A 15,436-nucleotide genomic window follows, 5' to 3' on the forward strand; every position below is an offset into this window, starting at 1 on the left:
GCTCATTAACACCATAAACTAAGTAAAGGAGCCATAAAGACAGGGGTAATCTTTATCTTTTCATAGAGGAAAGATAGCAAAATTCCGATTCACACCGATATGCAAAGCGTTTCTTTGGCCAACTGCGTGTCCGGAAAAACGGCGCGCGCCTCATCCAGCAATACCTGCTCATCGTCATAACGGGCGGAGAAATGACCTATCAGCAGCTTCTTCACTTCCGCATCGCGGGCTATCCGTGCGGCTTGCGAAGCGGTGGTATGGAACGTCTCTTTGGCACGCGGGGCGGCATCTTCGGCAAAAGTGGCCTCATGGAAAAGCAAATCCACTCCTTTTATCTGTTCCGTTATGGAAGGAAGATAAATCGTATCCGAACAATAGGCATAACGCCGCGGGGCAGCCGAGGGACGGGTGAGACGGGCATTGGGTATCACCTCTCCTTCCGGCGTAACGTAATCCGCACCGTTCTTGATACGGTTCAGCTCGTACACCGGCACTTGATAGAAGTCTATCATGTCGCGCAGGATATGATTGGGGCGCGGCTTCTCGGCAAACAGAAAACCGCAGCAAGGCATGCGATGCCGCAAAGGAATGGTTGTCACCGTAAGCGACCGATCTTCATAAATCAAGGCGGCTTCTTTCGTCTCGAACGCGTGGAAGAAGATTTTATAGGTCATCTGATGATTGAAGAATGCAAGCATCGGCGTAAGAAGTTCTTCCAAACCTTTGGGAGAGTGTATATGCAGGTCGGCCGTACGCCCCAAAAGATTAAGCGTGGATATCAGTCCCAGCAGCCCGAAACAGTGGTCGCCGTGCAGGTGGGAGATGAAGATACAGTTCAAACGCGAGAATTTGAGGCGTGACTTTCGGAATTGCAACTGTGCGCCTTCTCCACAGTCTATCATAAAAAGTTTGTCACGTAAGTTCACTACCTGCGAAGTAGGAAAATGGCGGGTGGTGGGCAATGCCGAACCGGAGCCGAGAATATGTAGTTCGAATTTCTCCATGATGGTGCAAAGATAAGGGTAATCATCACAGATTGCACAGATTATCGGCAAGAAATTAAGAGCCTGCCTAAAAAGAAAGGGCACTTGTGTTTGCCACAAGCACCCTTACCTTATTTATATGGAGAAGTAATTACTTCTTTCCGGCTTCCATTTGCTCTTTCAAAGCAGCCAGAGCGTCGATGTCGCCCAAAGTTGTAGAAGCAGCCTGGTTTTGGATAGAAGCAGGAGCTTCTTCTCTCTTACCGGAAGACTTCTTGGCAGCTTTCTTTTCTGCTCTTTCTTCAGCCTTGGCTACATCTTCGAAGATGCGGCTGTGAGACAGGATGATACGCTTAGCGTCCTTGTTGAACTCAATAACTTTGAATTCGAGCTTCTCGTCCAACTGAGCCTGTGATCCGTCTTCCTTAACGAGGTGTTTCGGAGTAGCGAAACCTTCTACACCATAAGGCAGAGCAACAACTGCACCCTTGTCCAGCATTTCGATGATAGTACCTTCGTGTACAGAACCTACTGTGAATACAGTTTCAAATACATCCCAAGGATTCTCTTCGAGTTGCTTGTGACCGAGGCTCAAACGACGGTTTTCCTTGTCGATTTCCAATACCTGTACGTCGATGTCCGCACCGATTTGAGTGAATTCTGAAGGATGTTTAACCTTCTTAGTCCAAGACAGGTCAGAGATGTGAATCAAGCCGTCAACACCTTCTTCGATTTCTACGAATACACCGAAGTTAGTGAAGTTGCGAACTTTTGCAGTGTGCTTGGAACCGATAGGATATTTCTCTTCGATAGTTTCCCAAGGATCAGCTTTCAGCTGCTTGATACCGAGAGACATCTTACGTTCTTCGCGATCCAGAGTCAGAACTACAGCCTCAACTTCGTCACCTACCTTCATGAAATCCTGTGCAGAACGCAAGTGTTGTGACCAGGACATTTCGGATACGTGAATCAGACCTTCAACACCCGGAGCGATTTCGATGAATGCACCGTAGTCAGCCATAACGACAACTTTACCCTTCACGTGGTCGCCTACCTTCAAGTTAGGATCGAGAGCATCCCAAGGATGCGGAGTCAGCTGCTTCAAGCCGAGAGCGATACGCTTCTTCTCATCATCGAAGTCGAGGATAACGACGTTGAGCTTCTGGTCGAGTTCAACCACTTCTTTCGGATCGCTGACGCGGCCCCAAGAGAGGTCTGTGATGTGAATCAAACCGTCTACGCCACCCAGGTCGATGAATACACCGTAGGATGTGATATTCTTAACGGTACCTTCGAGAACTTGTCCTTTTTCGAGTTTACCGATGATTTCTTTCTTCTGTTGTTCCAGTTCAGCCTCGATAAGAGCCTTGTGAGATACAACGACATTCTTGAATTCCTGATTGATTTTAACAACCTTGAATTCCATAGTCTTGCCAACGAATACATCGTAGTCGCGGATAGGCTTAACGTCGATTTGAGAACCCGGCAAGAATGCTTCGATACCGAATACGTCGACAATCATACCACCCTTAGTGCGGCACTTGATGTAACCCTTGATAATTTCTTCATTTTCCAAAGCAGCGTTAACGCGATCCCAAGAACGGGTAGCACGAGCTTTGCGGTGAGACAGAACCAGCTGTCCTTTCTTGTCTTCCTGGTTTTCGATGTACACTTCTACCGTATCACCTACTTTCAGGTCGGGATTGTAGCGGAATTCATTCAAAGGAATGATACCGTCTGATTTGTAACCGATGTTCACAACTACTTCACGCTTGTTCATTGCGATTACGGTTCCGTCAACTACCTCGCGGTCGTTAACTTTATTCAGCGTGTTGTCATACGCCTTTTCCAAGTCTTCGTGACTTACGTTTGTTACGGTTTCACCGTTTTCGTAAGCATCCCAGTTGAAGTCCTCAATGGGAGCAACATTTTTTAAATTTTCCATTAATAAATAAATTGTTTAACTCGTTAATTAAGTGAGACTTTATGTTGACTCATATTAAATCGGGCGCAAAGATAGGAGTATTTTCTTGAATGACAAAAAGTTCTTTCTGAAAATATCCGGTCTTTATGCCCGATTTCTAAAGATTTACACCTTATTATATGGTAGAATTCTCCCTGACATATGCCAAAGCCGCCCCTATGGCCGTGCGGTATTCCGCATAGGGCGGGATATGGAAACGCACATGATAAATGCTTTCCATCTTCGGAAACACTTCCCGGCATTGCGGCAACTGGGTAAGATTACCTATCAGCACAAAGTCCTTTACCGGACTGTTCAGGGCGGAAAGCACAGCCGCACCGCCGATAGTCTGGAGCACGGTATAAATGATGCCGCAGGCGATGTCTTCCGGTGAGGCGTTACTGTCGGCCTTTCCGAACAATGAAGCGGTAGCGGATACGGGCAGGTCGGGCAATGCGTTGTTACAGATATCGCCGATTTGCAGATTGACGCGGGTCACATCGCCTTTTGCCGCCAAACCGGCAACCTGATGAATGTCGTGTGTTTTGAGCAACAGCCGCGAAAGTCCCTGTAAGGTTCCGCCACCGATACCCATACCGCCGATATGCTGTATTTCATCCCCGTTGATTTTTACAAAGGAGGTGCCTGTTCCCATGCTGACAACTATCAGCCGGTCGATGTCCGTAGCATGGCGCGCCCCGAGTCCGTTGGCTATGAACTCATCCGTCTTGCGGGTGGGAAGTCCGTAAAGCGGGCTGTCCACAAATGCACTGCCCACACCGGTCAGCATCACCTGCTCCACATCGGACAAATGGATTCCGTTATCATAGATATACTTGCCGAACGCTCCGAACAGGGAAGTTACCGGGTCGGCTGCCGTTATGAACATCGGAGACTGTATCTTGCCTTTATTGAGTCCTACGATTTTAGTAGTGCTTCCACCTACGTCTATACCTATTACAATTCCCATAGTCTTAAAATTTTGGCACAAAGATAAAGTATAAATTCTTAATAATATGCCTTTCGGACTTACCTATTGAACAACTCAAACGTAAACTTAACCCCTACTTCCTGGTACTTCCAGTTTGCAAAGCTTGTAAAAACGCCGAAATCGAAGATGTGCGTACCGATGCCATACCCAAGCTCAAGATAAGGATTCAGGTGGGGAACCACCAGAGCATTCAGATACAACCGTTCATTCAATACGTATTGAGTATATTTCTTCAAGTGGCGGAGTAGCAGGAAAGGAGCCTCGTACGTAAAATGCCCGCGGATGTACTTGCGGGACGAGTTATACCAACGCCCGTCGAGCAACTGGAACACTCCGCCGATTTCATCATTCCAGCCTACGGGAAGATTGGAACGGGCCAGATTGGCGAAATCCACAAAATAAAGCTCTTTCTGATTCGTAAAAGCCCCCCAGCCGAAGCGATAGTAAATGTCACGCATCAATCCCAACGGGATGTTGTGCTGGAAGTCCACTTCAATACGTTCGTACTTTCCGGTGCTGTGCATGACACCGCTGATACCGCGCTCCCAGTCTACGGAAACGGTGGGATATTTGGAATGAAGGTTGATTTTACGGTCGCCGCTCATATAATAATACTGACCGGGAGTCCACGTCAGGCGTACACGGGGTGCAAAGCTGTTATAACTGTGGCGGAACTTTTTCAGAACCGAAGGGTCGAATCCCGGATAGACGGATGACACACCCGCAGACATCACATTCGGAGCATCGGGGTAGACAAGAACGAATTTAGAACGCTCCACTTCGGTACGCCTGTGCAAGGAAAGCCCCACATCCAGAGTCAGACCGTTAACAATCTCCCAGCTGTGGCGTATGTGCAAATACAAGTCCTTAAAATAGTCCAGGTGAATCTGGTCGAAATCAAAGATACTGTCGGGAATAGCTTTCAAATCGTCCAGCACATCGCTGCTGTAGATACGGTTACCGTTACCCACGCTGACATGCAGGGCGGCACGCTTGCGGGGCCAATAGTCGAAATCGGAATTGACCGACCAGTAAAACTCCTTCCGTTTGAAGTTGTAACCTAACTTGGGAACGATACGCAACAGACGGTCGCCCTTAAACAGCCGGTTGTATTTAAATTCCTGACGGTAAGAGAAACCGTTGCTCTTGCTGTAGCTCAGCAGCAAAGGGTTTATAAGAGGCGAACAGCGCACACTCCCCATTTTGGCAAGGTCTACCGTATACTTGCTTACCAGCGCATCGCCTATCTGCCCCCAGAACTCCAGCCGCTTGTTCTTGGGCTTTTTCTTATAGAGAAGCGTGTCACGGCGCAAGAAGAAATCCTCATACAGCTTCTTCTCATGCGAAGTCAGCGGAATAGGACGCAGCTTATTGAAGTGGGCGGTATCACGCCGGTAAGCATTGGTATCCGTCAGCAGAGTATAAGATTCCGACAGGTCGTATTTGCTTTTTGTCCTGTTCCGCACAACAGCCGGGTCTTTCTGACTAATCTCCTTATAGTCGAGTACCGCCGTATAGCTGCCGTCGATGACATTGCCCAGCAAACGAAATGTGGCATCGATGTTGAAATGCACAGGCAAAAACTCATTAGCGCTCCCCACCTGTCCCATTCTTACCAGATTATTAAAACGCAGCATCTCGGAACGCCCGGAAAAACGAATCTCGCGCACACTCCACACATTGTCGCTGACCACCATGTATCCCCCCACGAGCTGAAAACTCTTGCTCTTCGGCATAAAACGGATACGGAACTCACGGTTGTGCGCTTCACCCATTATGGAATCTATATAATAGGTATAGAATTTCTTTGCATTGGAAGCCAGCGGGGAGAGCAGCTTATCATACAGCAAGGTGGAAGAGTAGATATTGATGTGGAAGTATTCAAGCAAACGGCCGTCCAGTTCCCAAAGTTCGGAAGAAGTGCCCACACTGGCTTTCACTTTCTGGTCGTAAATATCGGGAGCGGTATAATGCAGTTCGCTGTATGTCTCCATCATATACTCCCGGACCCCTTTCTTCATACGGAACATGGAAGGGATAAAGCGGAGCAGATGATTTTTCTTGCGGATGTTTGCCCAGCCTTTTATATAAAGTTCCGCCTTGTACTCATCGACAACGCGCTCGTAAAAAGGCGCAAAGAAGATAACCTTGTCCATAATGGAATCCGCATAAGCCCGTTGTCCCGCATACGATTGGGGAACAGCCGTAGCACCCGCCTTCTGCAAACTTGCACACAAGAAACAGATTCCTATCCATATACATATAATATGTTTCAACCGCAATATCTTCTTATGAGGGAACAAATATAGAAAAAAAGTAATAACTTCCACCTTTATTCCATTTTCATTTTCAGAGGACGATATTTCTCCAAAAAACATTATTTTCAAGAGCACCCCTTATTTTTTAGAGGTATATCTTCAAAAAACATATAAAAAAAGCAAGATTACCCCCTAAAAAGTAGGGGGTAATTCAGAAAAAACATATAATTTTGCGCCCAACAACCAATAAAAGAAGAGACTAATATGTCAAAAATGAGATTTTTTGCTTTGCAAGAGCTCGCCAATCGCCGCCCTCTTGAAGTCATCACTCCTTCAAACAAGTTGTCCGATTATTACGGCAGCCATGTTTTCGACCGTAAAAAGATGCAGGAATACCTGCCCAAAGAAGCCTACAAAGCTGTAACAGACGCCATTGAAAAAGGAACTCCCATCAACAGGGAAATGGCCGATTTAATAGCAAACGGCATGAAAAGCTGGGCAAAATCCCTGAACGTTACCCACTACACCCACTGGTTCCAACCTCTGACAGACGGTACAGCCGAAAAGCATGACGGCTTCATCGAATTCGGAGAAGACGGAGATGTCATTGAACGCTTTTCCGGAAAGCTGCTTATCCAACAGGAACCGGATGCTTCTTCTTTCCCCAACGGTGGTATCCGCAACACATTCGAGGCACGCGGATATACGGCATGGGATGTTTCTTCACCGGCTTTTGTCGTAGACACCACGCTCTGTATCCCAACAATCTTCATCTCCTACACAGGCGAGGCGCTGGACTATAAGACACCTCTGCTCAAGGCTCTTGCAGCTGTGGACAAAGCCGCAACGGATGTCTGCCAGCTTTTCGACAAAAACATAGCACGCGTATATACGAACTTGGGCTGGGAACAGGAATACTTCCTCGTCGACCTGGCGCTCTATAACGCACGTCCCGACTTATGCCTGACAGGACGTACACTCATGGGGCACTCTTCTGCCAAAGACCAGCAGTTGGAAGACCATTATTTCGGCTCTATCCCGCCACGTGTCACTGCCTTTATGAAAGAATTGGAAATAGAGTGTCACAAACTGGGCATTCCCGTCAAGACGCGCCACAACGAAGTTGCCCCCAACCAGTTTGAACTGGCCCCCATCTTCGAGAACGCCAATCTTGCCAACGACCACAACCAGCTGGTTATGGATTTGATGAAACGCATCGCACGCAAACACAACTTTGCCGTGCTGTTGCATGAAAAGCCATACAGCGGCGTGAACGGTTCGGGCAAGCACAACAACTGGTCGCTCTGCACCGATACGGGAATAAACCTTTTTGCTCCGGGAAAAAATCCGAAAGGCAACATGCTGTTTCTCACATTCCTTGTGAATGTACTGATGATGGTATACAAAAACCAGGACTTGCTCCGCGCTTCCATTGCAAGTGCCGGAAACAGCTACCGCTTAGGCGCCAATGAGGCTCCCCCTGCCATTTTATCCATATTCCTGGGCAAGCAGTTATCTTCCATCCTCGATGAGATAGCCCGTCAGGTAAGCAACAGTAAGATGACAGCCGAGGAAAAGACTACGCTAAAGTTAGGTATCGGACGTATTCCTGAGATTCTGCTAGACACAACAGACCGCAACCGCACCTCTCCTTTCGCTTTCACGGGAAACCGTTTTGAGTTCCGCGCCGCCGGTTCATCAGCCAACTGTGCTGCGGCAATGATTGCCATCAATGCGGCAATGGCCAACCAACTGAACGAATTCAAAGTATCCATTGAGAAGCTCATGGAAGAGGGTGTCGGCAAGGACGAAGCCATTTTCCGCATTCTGAAAGAAACAATCATCGCCTCGGAACCCATCCGTTTTGAAGGAGACGGCTATTCCGAACAATGGAAACAAGAAGCTGCCAAACGCGGACTGACCAATATCTGCCATGTGCCGGAAGCCTTGATGCGTTATATGGACAACCAGGCACGTTCCGTGCTCATCGGCGAACGCATCTTCAACGAAACGGAGCTGGCCTGCCGTCTTGAAGTGGAATTGGAGAAGTACACAATGAAAGTACAGATTGAAAGCCGCGTTTTAGGCGATCTTGCCATCAACCATATCGTACCGACTGCCGTTATCTACCAGAACCGTTTGCTGGAAAACCTGCGTGGACTGCGCGAAACTTTCACTCCGGAAGAGTATGAAATACTCAGCGCTGACCGCAAGGAGCTGATACGTGAAATCTCCCACCGCGTAACAGCCATCAAAATGCAGGTACGTGAAATGACGGAAGCCCGCAAGGTTGCCAACCACATGGACAATTACAAAGACAAGGCCTTTGCATACGAAGAAACAGTACGCCCCTACCTGGAAAGCATCCGCGAGCATATCGACAATCTTGAAATGGAAATAGATGATGAGATATGGCCGTTGCCGAAGTACAGGGAACTGCTGTTCACCAAATGATAAATGAACGGCTTTGCTGATAAACCGACTTCAAATTATGAATGATGAACCTGCCGCATTGTCATGCCAAACGGTAATTCATCATTCATAATTTAAAATTCCTTCCCCCTTTCCTTGCACTTTTTTGATACAAATGTGTCATTTTTAATTTTTTCTTTTTACATTTGTGCTGTACAACACAGTTTTGCAGCATTTATGGTAAAAATAAATTTATCCGATATTAATGTTCCGGAGTTGATTCCCGATATATGGTCACCTCTGAATGAAGAACAGCGAGAGTTTCTTGCCAACCATTTTACGCTTCAGAATTATAAGAAGAACGAAATTATCCATTGTGAAGGCGAGACACCTACTTGCCTGATGTGTCTGCTGAATGGAAAAGTCAAAATCTATAAAGACGGTGTGGGCGGAAGAAGCCAGATTATCCGTATGATCAAGCCCACTGAGTATTTCGGATATCGCCCTTATTTTGCCAAAGCGGATTATGTAACCGCTGCCTGTGCATTTGAACCGTCATTGGTCTGCCTGATACCCATGACTGCCATAATGACATTACTATCGCAAAACAATGAACTGGCGATGTTCTTTATCAGACGACTGTCCATTGACCTCGGTATCGCCGACGAACGTACGGTGAACCTCACCCAAAAGCATATCCGCGGCCGTCTGGCAGAATCGCTTATTTTCCTCAAAGAAAGCTATGGCCTGGAAGAGGACGGTTCTACTTTAAGTATCTACCTGTCCCGTGAAGATTTAGCCAACCTTTCCAATATGACAACATCCAATGCTATCCGCACCCTCTCACAATTTGCTGCGGAACGCCTGATTACCATTGACGGAAGAAAAATCAAAATTATCGACGAGGAAAAGCTGAAGAAGATAAGTAAGATAGGATAAACTTCTAAAATTAAAAATTGAGAATAAAAAAATAGGGCTGCGCGGTGTTTGTTATACAACACTTGTATTGCGCAGCCCTATTTTTTTATTCTCAATTCCCAATTTTTAATTTAACAAGAATCTTTCCGCCTCAATCGCTGCCATACATCCTGTAGCTGCCGCTGTGATGGCCTGACGGTAATGAGGGTCGGCAACATCTCCCGCTGCAAACACTCCGGGAACCTTTGTACGGGGAGTACCGGGATCTGTCAGTATATAGCCCGTTTCGTCGGTGTCGACATACGGTTTGAAAATATCGGAATTAGGCTTATGGCCGATAGCCAGGAAAAAGCCGTCGATAGCCAGGTCATAACGCTGTTCGTCCGCTTCACCCATACGCTTCACCAAGTGTACGCCTTCCACACCGTTATCTCCATATAATCCTACTGCATTGTGTTCAAACAAAACTTCTATTTTCTCATTCTCCATTACACGCTTCTGCATAATCTTGGAAGCACGCAAGAACGGTTTACGCACAATCAGGTACACTTTGCTTGCCAGACCCGCCAGATAAGAGGCTTCCTCACATGCCGTATCGCCGCCGCCAACTACCGCTACGACCTTCTTCCGATAGAAGAAACCGTCACAGGTAGCACAGGCGCTGACACCCATGCCGGCATATTTCTTCTCGTCTTCCAGTCCTAAATACTTGGCAGCAGCACCGGTAGCAATAATAACGGTTTGCGCTTCAATGACCTTTTCTTCATCAATGGTTATCTTATAGGGAGACTTACTCAAATCGGCAGCCGTAGCCACGCCGAAACGCAAGTCCGCACCGAAGCGTTCAGCCTGTTTGCGCAAATCCTCCATCATCTGCGTACCGCTGATACCTTCCGGATAACCGGGAAAATTCTCGATATCGGTGGTGGTGGTCAACTGTCCGCCGGGTTGAAGCCCCTCATAAAGCACCGGAGAAAGATTGGCACGTGCAGCATAGATAGCTGCGGTATATCCGGCAGGACCGGAACCTATAATTAAACACTTTACTTTTTCTGCTTCCATATTATTCTTTTTTATTAGTAACATTTATCATCTTAAATCAACCAGTTCGGCTGTAGGATATGCTTTCCTGTCAAACACAAAAAGGCTGTCATCATAGTTCTTGCCCGTCTGATAGGAATTTATGAACACTACTGCCGCATCTTTGCTGCCCCGCTGAACCATACTCAGTTTTAACGGGCGGAACGAACCTTTTTCTATATACAGGATAATACATTGCATATCCTGGCTGCGTTTGGTAGCGTTCATCACCACTTTATACGCCGTATCATCCGAAGCATTGCCGGTTTTAGCCACTTTCAGCTTATAATCCTGCTTATAGAGCGACAACCACGAATAAGGATTGATGCTCTGCAACTCTTCGGGAGTGGGTTCGGAAACATTAACCTCATCGCTCGAAGCAAGATAACTCCACTGTGTGCGTCCGTCGAACCATGTCGTCACTCCTTCCGTCTCCAGCAGAAATTTATCGCCTTTCAAACGGATGGAACCGTTCGTATTGCCTTCAGGTGCACGGACGGAAAAAGTGATTTTGATCCCACCTTCCCTGCGGAAAGCATCTGCCGCACGGTCAAGTATATCTCTGGCATCCGGCTGCTGTGCAACCGTAGGGATAGTCAGGAAAAGCATCCAGACTGTGAATAAAAGACTGTTGATTTTCATGTACTTCAAACGTTGATTTGTTACAAATTGTTCAAACGCGTTTCCAAGTCCGTTATATCCACGCAGAACACCTCACGCGCTTTACTGCCTTGCGCCGGACCTACAATCCCGGCTTTCTCCAACTGGTCCATAATACGCCCCGCACGGTTATAACCGATGGCAAATTTACGCTGGATAAGCGAAGTGGAACCTTGCTGCTGATACACTATCAGCCGGGCGGCATCTTCAAACAGCGGGTCAAGACGTCCCATATCCACATCGCCCAAATCGCCGTTTGCATTTTCATCCACATACTCAGGCAGGTAGAATGCAGTGGGATACCCCTGCTGACGGGCTATGAACTTCGTTATCTCCGCCACTTCCGGCGTATCGATAAACGCGCACTGCACACGAACCGGGTCCGCACCTTGCAGGAACAGCATATCGCCGCGACCGATCAACTGGTTGGCTCCCGGCCGGTCGAGAATGGTACGGGAATCCACCATAGCCGACACCCGGAAAGCGATACGTGCCGGGAAGTTGGCCTTAATCGTACCCGTAATGATATTCGTCGTAGGACGCTGGGTAGCGATAATCATGTGTATACCTACGGCACGCGCCAACTGGGCGATACGGGCAATAGGCAGTTCCACATCCTTACCGGCTGTCATAATCAAATCGCCGAACTCATCAATCACCACCACGATATACGGCATGAACTTATGTCCCTTTTCCGGATTCAGGCGGCGGTTGATAAACTTCTCGTTGTATTCTTTGATATTACGCACATGCGCAGCCTTCAGCAGGTCGTAACGGGTGTCCATTTCGATACAGATAGAGTTCAAAGTCTGTACAACCTTGGTAACATCCGTTATAATGGCATCCTCACCGTCGGGCAGCTTGGCAAGGAAATGATGTTCTATCACCGAATAGATGCTGAACTCCACTTTCTTCGGGTCCACCAGCACGAACTTCAGTTCCGCGGGATGCTTCTTATAGAGCAGGGAAGTAATGATGGCATTCAACCCGACAGACTTACCCTGACCGGTAGCACCCGCCACGAGCACGTGGGGCATTTTACACAAATCCACCATAAAGACCTCATTGGTAATGGTCTTACCCAATGCAATAGGCAGGTCGTACGTAGACTCCTGAAACTTCTTACTGCCGATGATGCTCTGGCCCGAGACAATCTTCGGATTGGAATTAGGCACTTCAATACCGATTGTTCCCTTTCCCGGTATCGGAGCAATGATACGGATGCCCAGCGCGGAAAGGCTGAGTGCGATATCATCTTCCAGACCGCGTATCTTGGAGATACGGACACCCTGTTCCGGCGTAATCTCATACAGCGTCACCGTAGGGCCCACCGTAGCTTTAATGGTACTGATTTCGATACCGAAGCTGCGCAGCGTATTGATAATCTTATCCTTATTGGCATTCTGTTCTGCCATATCGATGGTCGGTTCGGCATTGTCATAATGCTTCATCAGGTCAATGGTCGGATAATGATAGTTTTCCAAGTCAAGACAAGGGTTATACGGCTCTATTTCCGGACCGCGATACTCTTCATCCTCCACTGTCTCCACCTCAAAGACAGGACCTTTTTCCTCTTGCCGTCCCGATGCCGGAATGGCAGAAACGGTATCGGACGGCGGAGTCTCAATCGTCATAAGCACTTCGTCTTCTTCTTTTTCTTTGGCAAGTGAGGCTTTATGCGTTGCGGCATCTCCCAGGTCGAGCATTATCTCATGAGCATCCTCATCCTTCTCTTCTTTTCCGGCTTCTTCCGGAGCCTTCGTTTCTTCTTCTCTTCCCGCATCAGAAGCCGCTTCCGCCATTACCGGCGATTTCTTCCCCTTTACAGTCCAGGAATCTGTAAACTCTTCCGGAGCTTCACCGGATTTGCGTTCCGCCTTTTCTTTATGTTTCAGGAAACTGAGACTGAAAAGTTTTCTCAACCAGATAACGGTACGTGCACTCAGATAAATAAGGAAGCATATGGCAGTAACCAGCAGTATCATCCATAACCCCGGCACTCCCACTTGAGATACCAGCCAGTTGCTGACATTATATCCGTGCATGCCGCCCAGATAGAGGAAAGAGTCCTTATATTGGTCCACAAATACGAACCCGAAGAATATCGAAAACCAAATCAGCAGCAGGGAGCATCCTATGAACCACTTCCACAAACGTACCACGCGGACACGCATCAGCTTTAATCCGGCTACAGCCAGAAACACCAAGATGAAAAAGGAAGAGATGCCGAAGCAATCGTTTATCAAATAACTGGCAAGCTGCGCCCCACGCGAACCAGCATAGTTCTTCACGCCGTTATGCGTGGAAATCAGTTCCTGCGCATTACCCGAATCTATAATACTCTGGTCTGCCGCCCCCGTAAAGAAGAAAGACGAAAAGGCCAGCAGCAGATAAACCGAAAAGATTACCAGTATCAGACCGGCAACAAAATGAACGGTTTCATTCTTTAAGACAGCAGCTGCCTTTCCGAAAAAAGAGATAGAGTGTTCCGTATCTTTGGTTGTATTTTTTTTGACCATAATGTATTCTGCTAATATCCGTACAATGACGCAAAAGTAACAAAAAAAAGCTTATGCAGTAATGCTTTCAAACCTTTTTCGTACCTTTGCGTTTCAAATCAAGAAGATATGAAAAAAGAAAGTCAAGTGATATTCGACCGCAATGTCGTGGAATTCGTAACCGTAGCTGCCGAGTTCTGCAAGTTTCTGGAACAGACGGAAACCATGAAGCGTTCCGTCTTCGTCGATACATCCTTAAAGATACTTCCCCTGCTTTATCTCAAGGCATCCATGCTTCCCAAATGCGAAACGATAGGCGATGAAGCCCTCGAAACATTCGTAACAGAGGAAACTTACGAAATACTCCGCATGAACCTGGCCGGTATTCTTGCCGAAAAGGATGATTACCTGGATGTATTTGTATCGGATATGAAGTACAGCGACCAGCCCATCACCAAAAACATTTCCGAGGATCTGGCCGACATCTACCAGGACATCAGAGACTTTATTTTCGTATTCCAGCTGGGACTCAACGAGACGATGAATGATTCACTCGCCGCCTGCCAGGAACACTTCGCCCTATACTGGGGCCAAAAGCTGGTGAACACCCTGCGTGCCCTGCACGATGTGAAGTACAACCAACCGGATGAGGAAGAGGAAAACGAGGAAGCGGAGGAAGATGAATAAACTTTAAGCTATGATTATCAGAAGAAGTATAAATAAAGAAGAAGTAAAGGACATGCCGAAAGCCGTCTTCCCCGGACAGATACATGTTGTCCAGACTCCTCAAGAGGCAGAGCGTGCTGTGGCTTATCTGAAAAAATGCTCCATACTGGGTATCGACAGCGAAACGCGTCCATCATTCACCAAAGGGCAGTCGCATAAGGTGGCTTTATTGCAGATTTCGTCGGAAGAGCATTGTTTCCTTTTCCGCCTCAACCTCACCGGACTCACCCTTCCGGTTATCACGTTGCTCGAAACCCCCGCCGTAACCAAAGTCGGCCTCTCCCTGCGCGACGACTTCATGATGCTGCACAAACGTGCTCCGTTTGAACAGCGCGGCTGCATCGAGCTGCAGGAATATGTCCGCACGTTCGGCATTCAGGACAGAAGCCTTCAAAAGATATATGCCATCCTTTTCGGAGAAAAGATTTCAAAGAGCCAGCGCCTGTCCAACTGGGAAGCCGATGTGCTGACACCGTCCCAACAACAATACGCAGCTACCGACGCATGGGCCTGCCTGAACATATACAACCGGCTGCAGGAGCTGAAGCGTACCGGTGATTTTGAACTGGCAATCGAAGAAAGTTGCCACACAACCACATTATAACGTTACCACATCTTAATTATAATTATGTATAAAGTATATCTAAAGCCAGGTAAGGAAGAATCATTAAAACGTTTTCACCCTTGGGTGTTTTCAGGTGCCATCGCACATTTCGACGGAGAGCCGGAGGAAGGGGAAGTTGTTGAAATCTATACATCCAAAAAAGAGTTCATAGCCAAAGGACATTTCCAAATCGGCAGCATTGCCGTCCGTGTACTCAGCTTCTGCCGGGACGAAGCTATCGATGCCGGCTTCTGGAAACGCAAACTCAGCATAGCTTACGATATGCGACGCAGCATCGGCATAGCCGGAAATCCCACCAACAATACTTACCGTCTGGTACACG

General features: G+C 47.5%; 11 protein-coding genes and 1 pseudogene. 5 read left to right on the forward strand and 7 right to left on the reverse strand.

What is annotated here, in order from left to right; genetic code table 11:
• Positions 1-89: 89 nt before the first annotated feature.
• The 4 genes from AB5903_RS06015 to AB5903_RS06030 form a co-directional block, all read right to left on the reverse strand.
• A complete protein-coding gene (locus tag AB5903_RS06015) occupies positions 90-1,004 on the reverse strand; it encodes a ribonuclease Z (protein ID WP_272198980.1) in 915 nt (304 codons plus the stop codon).
• Positions 1,005-1,134: 130 nt separating this feature from the next.
• Entirely contained in the window at positions 1,135-2,928 is a 1,794-nt protein-coding gene (rpsA, locus tag AB5903_RS06020) for a 30S ribosomal protein S1 (RefSeq protein ID WP_016661486.1), read from the reverse strand.
• Between the two features lie 154 nt (positions 2,929-3,082).
• A complete protein-coding gene (coaW, locus tag AB5903_RS06025) occupies positions 3,083-3,916 on the reverse strand; it encodes a type II pantothenate kinase (protein WP_272710875.1) in 834 nt (277 codons plus the stop codon).
• 59 nt (positions 3,917-3,975) lie between these two features.
• A complete protein-coding gene (locus tag AB5903_RS06030; RefSeq protein WP_034535933.1) occupies positions 3,976-6,162 on the reverse strand; it encodes a DUF5686 family protein in 2,187 nt (728 codons plus the stop codon).
• A gap of 297 nt (positions 6,163-6,459) precedes the next feature.
• Here AB5903_RS06030 and AB5903_RS06035 point away from each other — a divergent pair, with 297 nt between their 5' ends.
• Both AB5903_RS06035 and AB5903_RS06040 read left to right on the forward strand, forming a co-directional pair.
• Positions 6,460-8,649 carry a glutamine synthetase III gene (locus AB5903_RS06035; RefSeq protein ID WP_005657840.1) on the forward strand — a complete coding sequence of 730 codons (2,190 nt, stop codon included), beginning with the start codon at positions 6,460-6,462 and terminating at the stop codon, positions 8,647-8,649.
• 195 nt (positions 8,650-8,844) lie between these two features.
• Entirely contained in the window at positions 8,845-9,546 is a 702-nt protein-coding gene (locus AB5903_RS06040) for a Crp/Fnr family transcriptional regulator (protein WP_005657842.1), read from the forward strand.
• 105 nt (positions 9,547-9,651) lie between these two features.
• Here the strand turns inward: AB5903_RS06040 and trxB are convergent, their stop codons facing one another.
• From trxB to AB5903_RS06055, 3 genes are read right to left on the reverse strand one after another with little or no spacing between them, the layout of a single operon-like run.
• Positions 9,652-10,587: a thioredoxin-disulfide reductase gene (trxB, locus tag AB5903_RS06045; RefSeq protein WP_005657843.1), complete on the reverse strand. Its 936-nt coding sequence runs from the start codon at positions 10,585-10,587 to the stop codon at positions 9,652-9,654.
• A gap of 27 nt (positions 10,588-10,614) precedes the next feature.
• A complete protein-coding gene (locus AB5903_RS06050; protein WP_117741072.1) occupies positions 10,615-11,247 on the reverse strand; it encodes a LolA-like putative outer membrane lipoprotein chaperone in 633 nt (210 codons plus the stop codon).
• Positions 11,248-11,267: 20 nt separating this feature from the next.
• The gene (locus tag AB5903_RS06055; RefSeq protein WP_016661489.1) at positions 11,268-13,784 is read right to left on the reverse strand and encodes a DNA translocase FtsK; all 2,517 of its coding nucleotides are present in this window, start codon (positions 13,782-13,784) and stop codon (positions 11,268-11,270) included.
• A 108-nt stretch (positions 13,785-13,892) separates the two neighbouring features.
• On the opposite strand from AB5903_RS06055, the gene AB5903_RS06060 reads away from it, so the two are divergent.
• The 3 genes and pseudogenes from AB5903_RS06060 to AB5903_RS06070 all read left to right on the forward strand — a co-directional run.
• A complete protein-coding gene (locus AB5903_RS06060) occupies positions 13,893-14,450 on the forward strand; it encodes a DUF5063 domain-containing protein (RefSeq protein ID WP_005657849.1) in 558 nt (185 codons plus the stop codon).
• A 10-nt stretch (positions 14,451-14,460) separates the two neighbouring features.
• The gene (locus AB5903_RS06065; protein ID WP_005657850.1) at positions 14,461-15,093 is read left to right on the forward strand and encodes a 3'-5' exonuclease; all 633 of its coding nucleotides are present in this window, start codon (positions 14,461-14,463) and stop codon (positions 15,091-15,093) included.
• A 24-nt stretch (positions 15,094-15,117) separates the two neighbouring features.
• A pseudogene (locus tag AB5903_RS06070) lies at positions 15,118-15,436 on the forward strand (class I SAM-dependent rRNA methyltransferase); the annotation flags it as partial.

The sequence above is a fragment of the Bacteroides sp. 2201st1_D9_2201SCRN_220225 genome, from assembly GCF_040928965.1.
GTDB classification, from domain to species: Bacteria; Bacteroidota; Bacteroidia; order Bacteroidales; family Bacteroidaceae; genus Bacteroides; species Bacteroides stercoris.